Below are 16,123 nucleotides of genomic sequence, written 5' to 3'. Positions count from 1 at the left end.
TCGGGTGTCGCTACACCACCGATTCTTCGGATAATAATATAGAGTGCCATCCTTCGTGACGGAGATCGCCGTTTTTACGCTTTTCCTTCATCGCTTTTTTGATTTTGGAGCTGTAGGACCAGCACGTGCTTTGCCGGATATGCAAAATTTCCGACAGCTTGTGCGACGATATGCTGCCGTTGGTGGAGTAGACCAGGAAGATCATGTAGAACGCCTTGTTGATGGGGAGACGGGTGTTCTGCAACAGGGTGTAGGCCGTCACCGATTCGTCGTAGCCGCACCGCGAACAGCGCCGGCTGTAGGGGCTCCGGCCTTCGCTGTAGTTGTTGTGATTGCACTTGGTGCAGGCAAAGTCTTTTTGCCACTTGATCTCCGCCAGAAATTTCAGACAGCTCGCGTCGTCGGGATACATGGCGCTGAATTCTTCGAAGTCCACTTCCTTGGAAAGGATGCGGGCTTCGGTCACCACCTCCACGTCGTGCTTCAGTTTTTTGTTGTCTTGTGTGAGCAAGGCATTCATGGCGGCAATCTCTTCGGCTTGCACGGCAAGCTTTTGGTTCACATCGGCCAGCTGGCGGTTTTGCGCTTCGATGAAGTCGGACTTTTGCACCAGCTCGTGCGTTTTCACTTTCACCTGTTGCTCCAGTTCCTCGTTCAGATGATCTTTCAATTTCTGATTCTCCTGCAGCTGTTCGATGGTGCGCAACTGAGCTTCCTCTTTCTCCACACGCAACAATTTTATTTTGTCGCTGATGGCAAACGACAGGAACATCATCTCCATGATGAAGCTGAAGCCCAGGCTATAGTGTGTGAGCTCACCCAAAGGCAACCAGTCGATGTCGAGGTACTGAATAAATTTGATGACGATGCCCAGGAACAAAAACGAATAGCCCACCACCATGAAGCGCGCGGGCCGGTAGCCTTGTCGAAGCGCATAGATGCCCGCATAGAAAGCCGCCAGAAAAGGAATTACTTCCACAAAGCGAAGGTTGAACCAACGGTCAGACACGTAGAAGCTCACCACCAAATAGAGCGTGCGCACCACCCACACGCCCCCCAGCAACCACAACAACTTCGGATATTGCCGGCGCAGGTTCAACAACGACGCTGCAAAGAACAATGCAAACGTCGAAGCAAAATAGAGCGAAACACCCGGTGCATACTGATTCCATTCTGTTGCATTGGGCCACAGGTATTGAAATGCGATGCCATCGGAACTCATCTCATACAACCCAATGCCCAGCAGGTACAAAATATAATAGAGGTAGTGTCGCTCGTGCACCGCCACAAACATGAGCAGGTTGTAGAAGCAGAACACGAGGATCATGCCATAGAAAATGCCAAAGAAAAAATATTCATCAAGTGCATAGTTGAAAAAATATTCCAGCGGCCGCAACACCACCAGGATGTCGGCACGTTGTCGCGATTGCACTTTGAAATAGTAGGTGTAGACGCCGCTGTAGTGATCGGGCAGGTGGACAATGAAATTTTTGTGTTTTAGAAATCGCTCGCCGAAAGGTTGGTTGTCGCCAAATTTTTCCTGGCTGTAGCGTCCATCGCTGTCGGGCATGAACACGGTGAGCTCGTCGATGGTCTGGTCGAAGAACTCGAGTTGCCAGCGCCGTTTGCTCTCGGGGTTGTAGTCGATTTTGATGCGATACCAATAGTAGGATTCGCGGTTGTAGTTCTGCGGACTGAATTTTTTGCTTGGCTGAAACGCATCGTTCCACCGCAGCGACGCCACTTCCTCCACACTCATGGTGCCGGCAGGGTCTTCCAGATACTGAATTTCAGAAAACGAAAAAATGTATTGATCAACGGCGTCGCGGATGGGAACCGGTGTTTGCGCAAGGGCACCGGTGGTGAGGACAAGCAACAGGAGGCTTTGAAAAAACCTATGGATATTGCGTTTATATGTGTCTGCCCCGCTCTTCACAGTGCAAATGTAGGGATTAACCTCGTTTTATCGGGGCGGTACCTTTCTTCTTTTTAAAGGCCGGGGAGACCTTTTTAGGTTTTCCAATTTCCATGTTGGTCAAGATCAACTCCACCCCTAAAACTTCTTCCAGTCTGGAAATGGTTTCTAGCGTAAGGTTTTCCTGGCCCTTTACTATTTTGCTCACCTGCTGCCGGGAAACGCGAAGCTGCTGCGCGAGGTGTATCTGAGTCATTTCCTTCTCCTCCAACGTATCCAGTATTTTCATGGCAATGTCGCGCGACTTTTTCAACCACTGCCTGTTTTCCTTTTTATACAGCCAAAGCTCTTTCCAGGGTGAAGCCGTCGCACCTTTGGCCAGCGACTGAATTTTGTTGTCTTTTTTTGCTCCTGTCATATCAAATCACGTCTAAGTAAACAAACAAACCACGACTATCTGCGCTATCCAGAAATAGTTTAACACGTTCCAGTTTAATAAGCTCTAGTTTCAGGTGAGGCCTTTCTCGCATTCCTCTGGTTAACTTTATAGCGCCGCCGGTAATCACATAGGAATCTCCATACTTCAGAGCATACAACCGTAGCCATCTCCGTTTTCCCTTTAGCCTTTGAAATTCATACGGGAGTCCGTCCACTTCACGGTTATCAAGAGGCTTGAACAACTTGCTCAATTGCTCTGCGGAGTTTTTCGCCATTGAAACCAAGTCATCATAAAACGCATCAGCTTCGTCGGTCGTTTCACGTATGGCTCTCTTTACCGTCATCGCGGAATCATAGGCCATCAAGTCAAGACGATACGTCATAAAAAACTGTCGAAGCCAAAAAACGTCCTTCCATTTTTCAAATGCGTTGACCAATTCATCTTTGCCGGTCGACGGATGATCCCCTCCAAGTTCCATCAACAACTCGTCGTGTTCATCAAATAAAACCGAGAACAGATTCGGATGAACTTTTTCAAAGATAGCAACAACATGCATAATTGTCAATCTATAGGTTTACATTTTTAAAGCGCCTAGTTTGCAGCAGAAAGCTGCTAGCGCAACCGACTCACAAATAGCCACAGCGTGTGTTAGTGCATTCCGGTGGAAGCACGTAGAATAAAGCCAAAAAAATTCCTAGAACTGGGCGATTAACACAATGATCAGATATTTCAAAGTAAACATTTTTTCGATAACAAAATCACAAACCAGATCACCGCTATTCGACGAAAGCCATTCGCCCATGACAACCAATCGATATAGGATATTAGCTACAGTTATCTCCCAAATCCCCAACTTTTCCGTTTCTTTGCGCCATGATTCATACCACAGAACAGGACGAGCGGGAATATCTGGAAGTTATCAAGGAAAAATTGTTGCTGGCAACGCGCCGGGTGGACGATCGCATCAGGCAGTTTTCGGAAGAGCTTCGGCAGAACAAGGAATATATCTATGAGCACCAATCGGGTATGGACGACGCCGACATGGTGGCCGCGGGGCAGTCTATCAACCGCATGGCCTTTACGGGCGAGTCGGCCGTGGCGCGAAAACGCAAGCTGATGAAGTTGCACGATTCGCCTTACTTCGGGCGCATCGATTTCATTCCAAAAGAAAGTGGAGAAACGTCGGTGTACATAGGCATCTACACGTTTTCGGACGAGACCGAACGCCTCAACCTTATCTATGACTGGCGCGCGCCCGTGTCGTCGATGTTCTATGATTTTGAACTTGGTGCGGCAGACTACACCACACCTTCGGGAAAAGTGAGTGGTGAAATTGTGCTGAAGCGACAGTACAAGATCAAGGAAGGTCGCATGGAGTTTATGATCGAGAATGCCGTGAACATTCACGACGACGTGCTGCAAAAAGAACTGAGCAAATCGAGCGACGACAAAATGAAGAACATCGTCGCCACCATTCAACGCGATCAGAATGCCGTGATCCGGAACGAAAGCGCTCCGGTCATGATCATCCAGGGTGTGGCGGGATCGGGCAAGACTTCCATTGCGCTTCACCGCATCGCCTTCCTGCTCTACCGTTTCCGGGAGAGCATCGCGGCAAAAGACATTCTCATTCTCTCGCCCAACAAAGTGTTTGCCGACTACATCTCGAACGTGTTGCCGGAGTTGGGCGAAGAACAGATTCCGGAAATGGGCATGGAAGAACTGGCCGCGGAAGTGTTCGAACACAAAGTAACATTTCAGAATTTCTTCCAACAGGTGGCCTACCTGCTGGAACACGACGACGACGCGGCATTTGTGGAGCGCGTGCAGTTCAAATCGTCGTTTGAGTTTTTGAGCAAGCTAAACCAGTATCTCATCCACGTCGAGAACAATTACTTCAACCCAACCGAGCTTCGTCTCGCCGGCACGGTGGTGCCGTTTCCCTTCATACTCGAGCGCTTCAAAGCCTATCACCGCATCCCGCTGCTGAAGCGTTTCCCCGAAGTGATCAAAGACATTCAGCAACACGTGCGGAGCAATACACAACGCAAGTTGTCGGGTCGTGAAAAGGCGCAGATCTGGGAAGAAGTGCCCCGCATGCTGAAGTTCAACACAGTGTTCGATTTATACCGCGACTTTTTCACATGGCTTGGCAAACCGGGCCTGTATGCAAACACCCAGGGCACGCTGGAGTATGCCGATGTGTTTCCCATTCTCTATTTCAAGATCCGCTTGGAAGGCGTGCAAACCTATGACCACGTGAAGCATTTGCTGGTAGACGAAATGCAGGACTACACACCCGTGCAGTATGCCGTGTTGTCGCGTTTGTTCAAGTGCAAGAAAACCATTCTCGGCGACGTGAGCCAGATGGTGAACCCCTATAGCGCGTCCGACGCCGACGGCATTCAACGCGTGTTTCCCCAGGGCGACACCGTGAAACTTTTCAGAAGCTATCGCTCCACCTTTGAGATTACCCGTTTCGCCCAGCATATATTTCACAACCCAGACCTCATTGCCATGGAACGGCACGGTGCCGCGCCCGTGGTGACCGGCTTCGAAAGCAACGCCGCCGAAACAGAGGCGCTCAAAAACCTGGTGATCAATTTTCAGAACTCCGGACACCAATCGCTGGGCATCATTTGCAAAACACGCGAGCAGGCCGAGTTTGTCTATGCTGAAATTAAAGCTCACGGCATTCACCTGCTCAGCGCCGACAGCACGTCGTTTAAAGAAGGCGTGGTGGTGACCACGGCACACCTGGCCAAGGGATTGGAGTTTGATGAAGTGATTGTACCATTTGCCTCCATCCGGAATTACAAAACGGAAATGGACAAGCGCATGCTCTACATCGCCTGCACGCGCGCCATGCACATGCTCACGTTGACCTACACGAAAGAGAAGAGCGCATTCATTGCCTGAACCGAATTTTAGGGGCGTGGTAGTTACACCTCCACGCTAAATCCGGTCTTCACCCGATCCATCACCACGTGTGTATAGAAATGCTTCACGTTGTTGTTGTCCATCAGCCATTTTTTGCTGAAGGCTTCATAGTGTTGCATGTCGCGGGTGTTGACGATGATCACAAAATCGTAGGTGCCCGTCACAAAATAGCAGAGCATCACTTCGGGACATTTGCGCATGGTGGTTTTAAATTTTTCAAGGGCACGCGAGTTGCCATCCTGCAGCACAATGTCGACCACACAAGTGATGCCAAAGCCCAGCACGTTTGGTGAGATGATGGAGACGTCGGCTTCGATCACCTTGTCGTCGCGAAGTTTTTTGAGGCGGCGTTGCACGGCCGAAGGGCTGAGCCCCACCGCGGCGCCGAGTTCTTCGGCGGTCGAGCGATTGTTGTGTTGCAGAAGGCGGAGCAGCTTTTTATCGAACTCGTCCAGGGCTTGCATGTTTTGTGCGTTTTGAATACCAAAATTACCTGAAAAACCTGCCATTCCATTCCCTTTGCAGAATTTATGCGCGCGTGCGTTGTCAACTTTGTGTCGTCATTCAAACATCACAAACAACGTATGAAGCCAATCTTTTCCTCACAAGCGCCACGGGCCATCGGTCCCTATGCGCACGCCATCGTCACGGGCCAGCGGGTGTATTGTTCGGGACAAACACCGCTCGATGCCGCCACCATGAAAATAGAATCTCTGAACATTGAAGATCAAACCCGCACGGCGTTACTTAACCTCGAAGCCGTTTTGCAGGAAGCCGGCATCACCTTGCCCGACGTGGTGAAAACCAACGTATACCTTACAGACATGAAAAACTTCGCGCGCATGAACGCCGTATACGAAACTTGTTTTGGTTCACACCGACCCGCGCGCACCACGGTGGCCGTGCTCGGCCTGCCACACGATGCACTGGTTGAAATTGAGTGCATTGCGGAAATCAATATCCACCCTAATTCATAATTCGAATTCCTATGTCCTCCCCGAAAACTTTATACCACAACACTGAAAGCATTTTCACCGACGCCGAAGTCGCCGCATTTCGCAAAGACACCCTGGGCTGTGCCAACGTTGTGCACCTGAACAACGCCGGGGCCAGCCTCATGCCCGATGAGGTGACGCGCGCCATTGTGGACCACATCACCCTCGAGGCAGCCATGGGTGGCTACGAGGCTTCAGCCGTTCGGGCCGACGCCATTCAACAATTCTATGTGCAGGCCGCGCGGCTCTTGCACTGCCAGCCCGGCAACATTGCCTTTACGGCCAGTGCCACCGATTCGTATACACGCGCGCTCTCGTCTATTCCATTCCGCGAAGGTGACGTCATTCTCACCGACAACGACGACTTCATCTCCAACCAAATCCAATTTCTGTCGTGCCAGAAACGATTTAACCTGCGCATCGAACACATCCGGAATGCGCCGGAGGGCGGCGTTGATCTGAACGACCTGCGACGCAAGCTCCACACGCTGCAGCCGCGGTTGCTGGCCATCACGCACATTCCCACCAATTCGGGTCTTGTGCAGCCTGTGAAGGAGATTGGTGAATGTTATGCGGCCTATGAAAAAACGCACGGCGAAAAAACGTGGTACATCCTGGACGCGTGTCAATCGATCGGGCAAATGAAACTGGATGTGTCCGAATTGCACTGCGACTTCCTGAGCGTGACGGGCCGCAAGTTTTTGCGGGGACCACGGGGCACCGGGTTTTTGTACATCTCCGACAAAGCCCTCAGCCACGGCCTGGAGCCGTTGTTCATCGACATGCGCGGAGCGGAATGGATCGCGAAAGATAAATACGCCCCGCGCGCCGATGCTACCCGGTTCGAGGATTGGGAGTTTGCCTACGCGCTTGTGCTCGGAACACGGCTGGCCATTGAATATTGTCTTCGGGTTGGCGAGGACAAAATCTGGCACCAGGTGAAGCTGTTGTCGGACTACCTGCGCCACGAACTGGCCACCCTCCCCGGACTGCGCGTGCTGGATCGCGGACCCGAAGTGGGAGGACTGGTGACGTTCACCACACACGACGCCAACGCAGATCCCAGGCGCAAGGTGCAGACGTTGCGCGATAGAAAAATCAACGTCGTACCCACCTTTCGCAATTTCGCCGTGATCGATTTTGATGAAAAGAATGTGCGCTGGGCTATCCGGGCCTCGCCGCATTATTTTAATACGAAAGACGAAATCGACACGTTTGTGGAGGCTGTAAAGGAGATTATTTAAAACGACCGTGTCATAGGTACCTCCCGAGCATCAAACCCCGGCGCGACAAAGACCATCCCTATCTAGTTGATTAATTTCTCATGGAAGTTTCACGACAATAATTTTTTCTGCTCGCAGGGGCACGCCGTCGGCCGTGAGCCCTTCCACAACCACGCGATAGCGTGTCTCGAGGTCAGCCGCATAGAACGTGATCCGTGTTTGATTGTGTTCGTCAAGGGCTACTTCGGGGTTCCAATACAGCGTGGCACGATAGTCGGGCACTGCGGAGGCATCTTCGGTGGCGTGATCGCGTCCCCTGAACGACAGAGGTGATGCATAACCTTGTATGTTTAGCGGCACCAATTTTTCTTTGTTATACGGGAGCGGTTTCTTACCCGTGCGCTCATCGTATTTGTTGCGCGTAAAAATGGCGATCACCCCGTTGCCACCACGGGCGCCATAGGCGGCGCCGTTGCCGAATTTTGTGACTTCCACACGATCGATCTCGTTCGGATCAATTTTCGAAATCTGCTCCACCGTTCCACCCATGCCCGAATTCAGCATCACGCCATCCACAAGCACAATGGGCTCCTGGGCCTCAAGCGATCCCAGCGACGACGCTGCGCCAAAAAGAATGTACCGCCGCGGCCAAGCGTCGGGCCCGATGATGGTGATGATGCGCAAACCGGCCACTTTGCTTTGCAGGGCCAGAATGATGTCGGCAAAGGCGCCCGACCTGAAGTAGGTGCCGTCAACCAACGCGTCAGGGGTGGCAAGGCTCACGCGCTTCTCGTTGGGGGCGCGTGCTGTGCTCACTACAATCTCTTCCAGTATCTTTGCAGGTCGGTCTTGTTTATAGCGGTGATGTGACACGGCATCGCGTTGTATGTCGAGGTGCAACGCCTCGGCCGATTGAACCGGCGGAGAAAGCACAACCGAATCCAGCGCTATCTTTCCAAACCGCCCTCCCACCGTCTTGGGCTGCACCAAAAGTTTAGCCGTGTCATAGACCAACAAGTCGGGCACATAAAAATTTCCGGCCTCATCTGTCTTTACCACAAACGCGTCGTTGGCATTTTTCTGAACAAACGTCAACACGCCCTGAACCGCTTTGCCCTGCGGGTTGGTAACATGTCCTTTCACGTCTATGCCATATTGAATGGTGTGCATGTTTTTACGGGCGAGTGTGTCGGGAAGGGACACTGTCGGAAGGTGTGCTGCCAGAATGGTTGTTTCGTTCCGGGCGGGCACAGCCTGGTCGAGGTCGGTCACAGACACCGAAAGCAACGTTGTCAACGGCACATCGGCTGGCATCACCTGGAGGGTCATCGAAATTTTTTCGCGCGTTTTGTAGTGGTCTTTATCCGTGGTGAGCACAATGTTGTCCGACGTTTGATCCGGATTTCTGTCGGCAGGCCGAACCCATTCGTTGTCGGCCAGAATCTGCACCGGTTTCACAAAAACAAATGCGCGGTCAAAGTTCAGCATCCACCGCGTATAGGCTCGCAGTTGATAATTTCCCCGGGGCAATGCCTGCGGCAATTCCAGGTGGCCAACACCGCCATCCCGCGAAAGCGGAAACACGCGTGTCATCACAATTTTCTTCTCTGCGTCAACGAGATCGACATACAGCACACGGCTCAGTGAATCTCTCATCGACGGCGAATAGTATTGCATGTGGGCTTTGAACCAGATCACATCGCCGGGATAGTAGTAAGATCGGTCCGTATGCAAGTAGGGCTTTTCGGCAAGCACGGCAAGTTGCCCGATGGTGCGCGGCACAATTTTCCGATGGTGTTCTGTCGTTGCATCGGGCACATAGTCGTTGGGGAGTATTTCGGCTATGCGCGAGTCGCCCATGGCGCCAGACACTACCATCTTTAACGAATTGGCGAGGATGCCTTCGGCGTTCACTTCCAGCGATCCACCTTTCACATCGATCCAACTCACAGGATACGGAACGTCGCGATAGACCTTGGCTACTGAGGGCTTATGGACATAGTGCACTTCCAGCCTCGGTGGAAGCTTCACCGCGTACCACCCCGGCGCCTTGCCCGGCGACACGATGCTGTCGGTGTTGTATATGGTTACGAGCCGGTCCACGTTGCCCATGAAATTTGCATTGCGCACGGCGATGGCGGTGGAATTGTCCTGGTACACTTCGAATGCTTCTTCTTTCACTTTGCCCGTCACCAGCGCTTTCAACAGGTGACGGCTGGAGCCTTTATAGACAGCGTCGCGGTTCTTTCTCCATTTTTTTTCCAGCAACGAGTCAATCGTTTCAATCTCTGCGAAGCGCACATAGCCCGCGATGAGGTAGTGGGTTGGTCCCACCATAAAATTCCGCAAATCATAATAGACTCGATAGCCCAAATAAAGGTTTTCGATTTCCAGCGGCACGGATGACTTCGCATAGAAAACACCTTTCTCGTCGGTGAATTCAAGGGAATAGGGATTCAGGATTTTGCATTGTGAAGCACTCGGCCCGGTGCCCATAAACAATTTCGTGAAGCGGCCCAGTTGTCGCTGCCATTGCGTGTCTTTGGTTCCGCTCACTACCATCTCTTTCAGCACTGCCGCCTTCAGCGACACAGCCAGGTCGGTGAACTCGCCCGCGTTCACATTCACGCGGGTTTGAAACGGTTGATAGCCTACAAAAGAAACAATCACTTCGTGTGGCCCGGGAGAGAGTGTCAACACAAATTCGCCGCGTTCGTTTGTGTAGGTTCCCTGCGTGGTGAGGTTGATGTAGACGCTGGCATATGGAAGGGGCTGCTGTGTTCCCTGATCTGTAACGCTGCCGCGAATGCCACTGGTTTGCGCGCGCGCAACAGCGTGACCAAGGAAGATGTGCAGGATCATTCCAATACACACACGATGCATAGGCAGAAGGGTTGGCGGTTACTGTTAACGAAAGATACCGAAAAAGAGGAAGGATGAAAACGGCTACGGTATGCGAACGTTCTTCTCGCCGGCCTTCAGTTTGGAGATAATCTTTTCGGCATGCTTCAACACGGTGGCTTCGTTGGTGACAAAGCTCAGATACTTCAGGATGTCTTTCTGACGTGCGGGTGTGAGGGCCCCAAAATTCTTTAGTACGCTATGTTTGCTAAGTTCTTTGCGCAGCCGGGGAGGCATGGCATACTTCTTCTCTACTTTCTTCAACACCTGCTGTACAGTGAAGCGGGCCACTTCGCCGGGAGTCGTGTCGGCACCTTTCAATGTGGCAGCATTCACAAACAAGCGAAAAGGTTTTCCCTTCACCGGCACCAGGGTTTTCGTGAAGGCAAATCCGTTCACGGTTCCCTTCACATGGATGCGGCCTTTGGTGGGCGGCATTTTTTTGGTGATGGCTTCGGGCATGTCAACGCACGTGTTGATGCCGGTTTTATAGATCCGGGCGCGAAAGGTGAGCATGGGGATATGCGATTCATTTTAACAATACGGTCTGTCACATGGCTTCTCCGTAGTTTAACCGATGCGCCGAACGTTTTGTTTCAACGTGACATCACTCCCCCACTTGCCTCAGCAAGGTCTCGGCTTCCTTGTTTCCCAACGCCACCGCTTTTTTCAAATCCGACACGGCTTTGCTTTTTCGGTTGAGGGCCAACTGAGTCTGGCCACGGGCGAGCCAGGTCCATGAATTTTCTTTGTCGTAGTCGAGGGCGGAGGTCAGCAGGTTGAATGCATAGTCATATTTCTCTTTCTTCAACCAGGTAACGCCTTTCACGGTGAGCAGGTAGGCATGGTCTTTATGGCTTGCATCGGCACGGCTGTTGGAAAGTGCTTCGCCAATTTCTTTGTTGATGCGGCTCCAATCGTTTTTCGCAATGAGCACTTTCATCATCATCACATACCCTTCGGTGAAAAACGGTGCGCCGGTGGTGATGCGTTCGATGTAGCGAAGAGCCTTCACGGTGTCTTTGCGCACCAGCAATGAATCAATCGACCGTGCAATTTCTGGAAACTCCAGCATCTGAAAGTTTTCCGAGTTGGCAAAGTCGGCGGCGGCATCAAGCTTCAGACCCAGGTTCCAGTAGGCCATGCCACGTGCGCCCAGGGCCACCTGATCGGCACTGTCGCGACTGAGATACCGGTTGAATTCAACTACGGCTTTAGGATAGATTTTAACATGATAGAAGGTTAGCCCCAAAAACTTTCTCGCCACATAGGCCTGCGGGTTGATGCGCAACATCTCCTTGAAGTCAGCAATGGATTTGTCCCATTGCTTCATTTCCTGTTCATAGATGCCACGCTTCTTGTGTGCATCCAGAATGTCGTTGTCCAGGGCCAGGGCCTGATTGTAGTAGGCGAGGGCTTCGGGATGTTTGTTGAGGTGCTCGCTGGCAACACCTTTCATATAGAAACTTAGCGGATCAGTTTGGGCGACCGTTGCTTTATCTACGGCCACGATGCAGTCGGCATACTCTCCTTTTACCAGGAGGCAATATGCTTTTTTGATCAACACAGCATCGGCATCCGAAAAACCGTACACACGCGACACCGTGTAGGCGCCGAGGTTTTGAATGTCGATCTTCTTGTCGATCCAGCTTTGTTGTCCGCCAAACGTGTTCTCATCTTCTGCGGTGTTGTCAACGAGTTTGTGAAAGTCGGGGAAGGAGCGTTCATAGTCTTCGAGCTTTGCATAGAGCAGGCCACGGAGGTAAAACACCATGAGGTTGGTGGGCCACAGCTTCACGAGCAGGTTCAGGTCTTTCAAACATTGCTGGGGTCGGCTGTCGAAGGTCATGCACGTGCGCAGCAACAGCGCGATGCGGTTAAGCGTGTCTCTACGCACCACCCGGTCGAGGTAGGGCACGGCCTGCTCAACTTTCTTGTCGGACGTTACCTGCAACATCGCCAGCGCAATGCCGGCATCCGAAAAAAGGCTGTCATGCTCAAGCGCGGCTTCGTAGTTCTTGATGGCCTCGCGGCGAAATTGTTGTTTCGATTTCAGGTTGGCTTTCAGATAATAGGCCATGCTCCGCTTGGGGTCCAGCTTTATGGCTTTTTCAAAATATTCAAGCGCCTCATCCTGATCCGACTCCAGACGATAGATTTTTCCAAGTTCCACATACCCTTCATAAAACGGACCGTGCAGTCGAAGAGCCTGGTGGATATCCCATTTGGCCATGCCATATTTCCGAAGTTGCTTGGCGCAAACGGCGCGATAGTAGAACGCTTGCCAAACAGACGGCGCAGCGTTGAGCACCGCGCCGAACTCCTCGGAGGCCACCTTGGGATTTCCCTCTGCGAGGTTGTTGAGTCCCTCGTTCATGTGAAGCTGCGTCTTGCCATCCATCTTCCAATCCACCTTCACTTCGTCGTAGGTCTGAAGGCGCGTAGACGTCTTCATATATTCGCGCATGGCATCTGCAAGCATTTCCATTTGGGCCGATGTGTGGACCGACGCGAGAAGCAGCGCAGCAAGTAGACTATTTCGAAACAGGTTGCTCATACCAAATATCCTCATTCCTCAAGGTGCTTCAGCAGCGCTTGTGCTTCCTTGTTACCGTATCCGGAGGCTTTCTTGAAATCGGAAATGGCTTTGCTTTTTTTGCTCATTTCCAAAAACACTTTTCCCCGTTCAAGCAACGCCCACGTGTTGGCCTGATCAAACTTCAGGGCTTCGTCGAACGTGGTGAAGGCCCTGTCATACTCTTTTTCTTTGGCCCATGCCGCGGCTTGTATGGCCAGTAGCAAAGAGTGACTTTGTTTAGGTGCATCGGTACGGCTATTGGCCAGGGCACGACTCACTTCCTGGCCTACGCGAGGCCAGTCGCCGTGCGAGGCCAGCAATTTCAATTTCAATGCATAGCCCTCGGTGAAGAACGGGGCTGCCTTGGTGAGTCGGTTAGCATAGGCGTAGGCCTTGGCCGTATCTTTCAGGATGAGCATTGAATCAAGGGAATAGGTCAGTTTCTTGAAGTTGAGCATGTGCACGTTGCCCGAGTTTGCAAAGTCCACGGCGGCTTCCAGTGGTTGCCGGGTGGCGAGATGGGCCATGCCCCTGAACCCATAGGCCTCCTTGTCGAGACTGTCGCGCTGCAAATAGCGAGTGAAATCGGCTATGGCTTTTGGCACCTGCTTCGAATGATAATACGACAGTCCTCTGAGTTTGTAGGCCACAAACGCTTCACGGTTGATGCGCAGCATTTCATTGAAGTCGGCAATAGACTTGTCCCATTCTTCCAGTTCCTGTTCGTAGATACCGCGTTTTTTGTGTGCATCCAGAATGTCATTGTCGAGCGCCAGTGTCTTTGCGTAGTAGCGATAGGCCTGGTTGTGGTTGCGCATGTGTTCGCTGGCCACCCCTTTCAAAAAGAAACACAGGGGATCTTTGTATGAAATATTGGTTTTGTCGATGGTATAGATTGCCTGTGAATAATGTCCTGTTATCAACTGGCAATAGGCTTCTTTTATGAGCCGCGAATCAAATTCCGACAGGCCGTATACACGCATTACCGTGTAGGCTCCTGCATTTTGGATGTCGATTCTTTTATCGATCCAGGATTGTTGTCCGCGAAACGCGTTCTCGTCGTGATAGGTGGCTTCAATCAGTTTGTGAAAGTCAGGAAAGGCCCGCTCATAATTTCCCTGCGACGACAGCATGAGGCCGCGAAGATAGAGCACCATCAGGTTGGTGGGCCACAGCCGCACCAATCGGTTGAGATCTTTTTCAGTTTGCACGGGTTCGCTTTTGAATGCGAAAATGCTCCTGAAAAACAACCCATACCGGTGAAGAGAATCCATTTTCAAAACCTGGTTCACTTCCGGCAGCGCCTGTGCCGTGGTGGCCGGCGAGGTAACTTTCATCAATCCCAACCGGATGCGGGCGTCATGAAAGAGGCTGTCGCGAACAAGACATTGCGTATAGCCTTCGACCGCGTTTTTGCCCTGACCCAGGTCGGCCAGTATGTTTGCCTTCAGATAGTAGGCCACGGGTTTCTCGGGTGCCATCTTCACAGCTTTATCGTAGGCCTTAACGGCCTCGGCCACGTTGAACGTTTGTTGTTCAATTTTCCCCATCTCCACCTGCGCTTCATAACACCGATGCAGATTCAACGCTTGTTGAAAGTCCCAACGCGCGCCACCAAATTTCTCAAGCTGCCGACGGCTCACCCCGCGAAAATAGAAAGCTTGCCACAACTTGGGCTCGCGCTTAAGCACCTCGTTAAAATTGGTCTCCGCCATGGCGGGATGATTTTCGATAAGGTTATTGAGCCCTTCATTGAAATAGACCTGCGTCTGGCCATCCATGGTCCAGTCCACTTTCAGATCATCATAGGTACTCAGGCGATTGGAGGCTTCGCGATACTCCTGGATAGAACCGAGAATTAGTTCTTCCTGAGCAGAAACACTCACGGCAATGCAAAACAGCACTGCGGAGAGACAAACGTGATACGACATCGGAATAACAAGCTAGGGCGTAAAGGTATTAAAAATCCTGCGCCGCTCCCAACGTAAAATAAAACGTCGCCCCTTCCCCGTCTTTAGCCTCCGCCCAAATTCTTCCCCCGTGGCGGCCCACAATCCTGTGCACAATGGCCAGACCAACTCCTGTGCCTTCGAACTCACTCGATTTGTGCAGGCGCTGAAACACGCCAAACAAACGCGACGCATAGTCCATGCTAAATCCTGCGCCATTGTCTTTCACCGCATACACCACCTCGCCACCGACTTCGGCAGAACTGATCTCTACCAAAGGGCTTTCTTTTTTTCCGGAGTATTTAATAGCGTTCGAAATCAAATTTGTCCATACGTGGGCCAGCAGGGCGTGGTCGCCACGGGTGGGATGAAGCTTGTGAAGCACAATCTTGGCCTGATGGTTTTGTTGTGTTTTGATTTCGTGGAGCACCATTTCCACCAGTTGCGTCATGTCCACCGCTGTGGTTTGCAGAGGTTTCCGTCCCAGTTTCGAAAAGGCGAGCAGGTCGTCTATCATCTGGTTCATCTTCAGTGCGTTTTGTTGCACGCGGCCCAGCGCCTGGCGGATGCGGGCATCGTTCGTGTCGAGGTCTTCGGCCAGCATGGTGGCATAGCCGATAATGGAGCGCACAGGGGCGCGTAAGTCGTGCGACACGGAATAAGAAAACGATTCAAGGTCTTTGTTGGCCTGCTCCAGTTGTTCGAGATGGTTTTTCAGTTCTGTATTCAGCGCGTTGATGCGTGCGTCGGCTTCCTGCAACGCGATGTTCTTGGCAATGAGTTCGCGCTTTTGCAGCTGTATGGTGAGCAGCACGGCAACTTTTGCTTTGGTGAGTTCGGGGTCGAGCGGTTTGGGTAGATAGTCTACGGCGCCTTCTTCAAATCCCTGAATGATGGACTGTCGTTCTTTTTTTTCGGCCGATGCAAAAATGATGGGAATGTCTTTGGTGCGTTTGTTCGACTTCAGGATGTGCGCCACTTCAAAACCATCCATGCCGGGCATTTGCACGTCGAGTATGATAAGGTCCACGTCGTGGTTGAGCGCCAGGCGCAAGCCTTCGTTGCCGTCGGTGGCCTGAAGAAAACTGCGATCGGGTTTTTCAAGAAGTTGTTCCAGCGCAAAAATGTTGGTGGACTTGTCGTCGATCAAAAGAAGCGTTACGTGGGTGCTCATGCTCGTCTG

Annotated in this window: 12 protein-coding genes; 3 read left to right on the top strand and 9 right to left on the bottom strand. The window is 51.8% G+C overall.

Going from position 1 to position 16,123, the window contains the following annotated elements; translation table 11 throughout:
• Positions 1–10 precede the first annotated feature (10 nt).
• From JI741_RS06130 to JI741_RS06120, 3 genes are all read right to left on the bottom strand, one after another.
• On the bottom strand, positions 11–1,876 hold the full coding sequence (locus JI741_RS06130; protein WP_236675915.1) for a 7TM diverse intracellular signaling domain-containing protein: 1,866 nt from the start codon (positions 1,874–1,876) through the stop codon (positions 11–13).
• Between the two features lie 76 nt (positions 1,877–1,952).
• The gene (locus JI741_RS06125; RefSeq protein WP_202008169.1) at positions 1,953–2,333 is read right to left on the bottom strand and encodes a helix-turn-helix transcriptional regulator; all 381 of its coding nucleotides are present in this window, start codon (positions 2,331–2,333) and stop codon (positions 1,953–1,955) included.
• Position 2,334: 1 nt separating this feature from the next.
• The gene (locus tag JI741_RS06120; protein ID WP_202008168.1) at positions 2,335–2,910 is read right to left on the bottom strand and encodes a hypothetical protein; all 576 of its coding nucleotides are present in this window, start codon (positions 2,908–2,910) and stop codon (positions 2,335–2,337) included.
• A gap of 317 nt (positions 2,911–3,227) precedes the next feature.
• Between JI741_RS06120 and JI741_RS06115 the strand changes: the two genes are divergently transcribed.
• On the top strand, positions 3,228–5,273 hold the full coding sequence (locus JI741_RS06115) for a HelD family protein (protein ID WP_202008167.1): 2,046 nt from the start codon (positions 3,228–3,230) through the stop codon (positions 5,271–5,273).
• Between the two features lie 23 nt (positions 5,274–5,296).
• Here JI741_RS06115 and JI741_RS06110 read toward each other — a convergent pair whose 3' ends face one another.
• Entirely contained in the window at positions 5,297–5,758 is a 462-nt protein-coding gene (locus JI741_RS06110; protein WP_202008166.1) for an Lrp/AsnC family transcriptional regulator, read from the bottom strand.
• 120 nt (positions 5,759–5,878) lie between these two features.
• Here JI741_RS06110 and JI741_RS06105 point away from each other — a divergent pair, with 120 nt between their 5' ends.
• Positions 5,879–6,271 carry a RidA family protein gene (locus tag JI741_RS06105; RefSeq protein WP_202008165.1) on the top strand — a complete coding sequence of 131 codons (393 nt, stop codon included), beginning with the start codon at positions 5,879–5,881 and terminating at the stop codon, positions 6,269–6,271.
• Between the two features lie 11 nt (positions 6,272–6,282).
• Entirely contained in the window at positions 6,283–7,533 is a 1,251-nt protein-coding gene (locus JI741_RS06100; protein WP_202008164.1) for an aminotransferase class V-fold PLP-dependent enzyme, read from the top strand.
• A 78-nt stretch (positions 7,534–7,611) separates the two neighbouring features.
• Here the strand turns inward: JI741_RS06100 and JI741_RS06095 are convergent, their stop codons facing one another.
• The 5 genes from JI741_RS06095 to JI741_RS06075 form a co-directional block, all read right to left on the bottom strand.
• Positions 7,612–10,395: a carboxypeptidase-like regulatory domain-containing protein gene (locus tag JI741_RS06095; protein ID WP_202008163.1), complete on the bottom strand. Its 2,784-nt coding sequence runs from the start codon at positions 10,393–10,395 to the stop codon at positions 7,612–7,614.
• A 63-nt stretch (positions 10,396–10,458) separates the two neighbouring features.
• The gene (locus JI741_RS06090) at positions 10,459–10,929 is read right to left on the bottom strand and encodes a DUF1905 domain-containing protein (RefSeq protein WP_202008162.1); all 471 of its coding nucleotides are present in this window, start codon (positions 10,927–10,929) and stop codon (positions 10,459–10,461) included.
• Between the two features lie 91 nt (positions 10,930–11,020).
• Positions 11,021–12,901, bottom strand: a complete 1,881-nt coding sequence (locus JI741_RS06085) for a tetratricopeptide repeat protein (protein ID WP_202008161.1) — start codon at positions 12,899–12,901, stop codon at positions 11,021–11,023.
• 80 nt (positions 12,902–12,981) lie between these two features.
• Positions 12,982–14,922: a tetratricopeptide repeat protein gene (locus JI741_RS06080; protein ID WP_202008160.1), complete on the bottom strand. Its 1,941-nt coding sequence runs from the start codon at positions 14,920–14,922 to the stop codon at positions 12,982–12,984.
• A 28-nt stretch (positions 14,923–14,950) separates the two neighbouring features.
• A complete protein-coding gene (locus tag JI741_RS06075) occupies positions 14,951–16,114 on the bottom strand; it encodes a sensor histidine kinase (protein WP_202008159.1) in 1,164 nt (387 codons plus the stop codon).
• Positions 16,115–16,123 lie beyond the last annotated feature (9 nt).

The organism is Chryseolinea lacunae, assembly GCF_016735595.1.
GTDB lineage: Bacteria > Bacteroidota > Bacteroidia > Cytophagales > Cyclobacteriaceae > Chryseolinea > Chryseolinea lacunae.
This window is presented reverse-complemented; position numbering and strand designations above follow the sequence as displayed.

Excerpts from the sequence above, each read along its gene's own strand:
- JI741_RS06125 (WP_202008169.1), bottom strand. The coding sequence starts at position 2,333 with ATGACAGGAGCAAAAAAAGACAACAAAATTCAGTCGCTGGCCAAAGGT.
- JI741_RS06120 (WP_202008168.1), bottom strand. The coding sequence starts at position 2,910 with ATGCATGTTGTTGCTATCTTTGAAAAAGTTCATCCGAATCTGTTCTCG.
- JI741_RS06115 (WP_202008167.1), top strand. The coding sequence starts at position 3,228 with ATGATTCATACCACAGAACAGGACGAGCGGGAATATCTGGAAGTTATC.
- JI741_RS06110 (WP_202008166.1), bottom strand. The coding sequence starts at position 5,758 with ATGCAAGCCCTGGACGAGTTCGATAAAAAGCTGCTCCGCCTTCTGCAA.
- JI741_RS06105 (WP_202008165.1), top strand. The coding sequence starts at position 5,879 with ATGAAGCCAATCTTTTCCTCACAAGCGCCACGGGCCATCGGTCCCTAT.
- JI741_RS06100 (WP_202008164.1), top strand. The coding sequence starts at position 6,283 with ATGTCCTCCCCGAAAACTTTATACCACAACACTGAAAGCATTTTCACC.
- JI741_RS06095 (WP_202008163.1), bottom strand. The coding sequence starts at position 10,395 with ATGCATCGTGTGTGTATTGGAATGATCCTGCACATCTTCCTTGGTCAC.
- JI741_RS06090 (WP_202008162.1), bottom strand. The coding sequence starts at position 10,929 with ATGCTCACCTTTCGCGCCCGGATCTATAAAACCGGCATCAACACGTGC.
- JI741_RS06085 (WP_202008161.1), bottom strand. The coding sequence starts at position 12,901 with ATGGAAATGCTTGCAGATGCCATGCGCGAATATATGAAGACGTCTACG.
- JI741_RS06080 (WP_202008160.1), bottom strand. The coding sequence starts at position 14,922 with ATGTCGTATCACGTTTGTCTCTCCGCAGTGCTGTTTTGCATTGCCGTG.
- JI741_RS06075 (WP_202008159.1), bottom strand. The coding sequence starts at position 16,114 with ATGAGCACCCACGTAACGCTTCTTTTGATCGACGACAAGTCCACCAAC.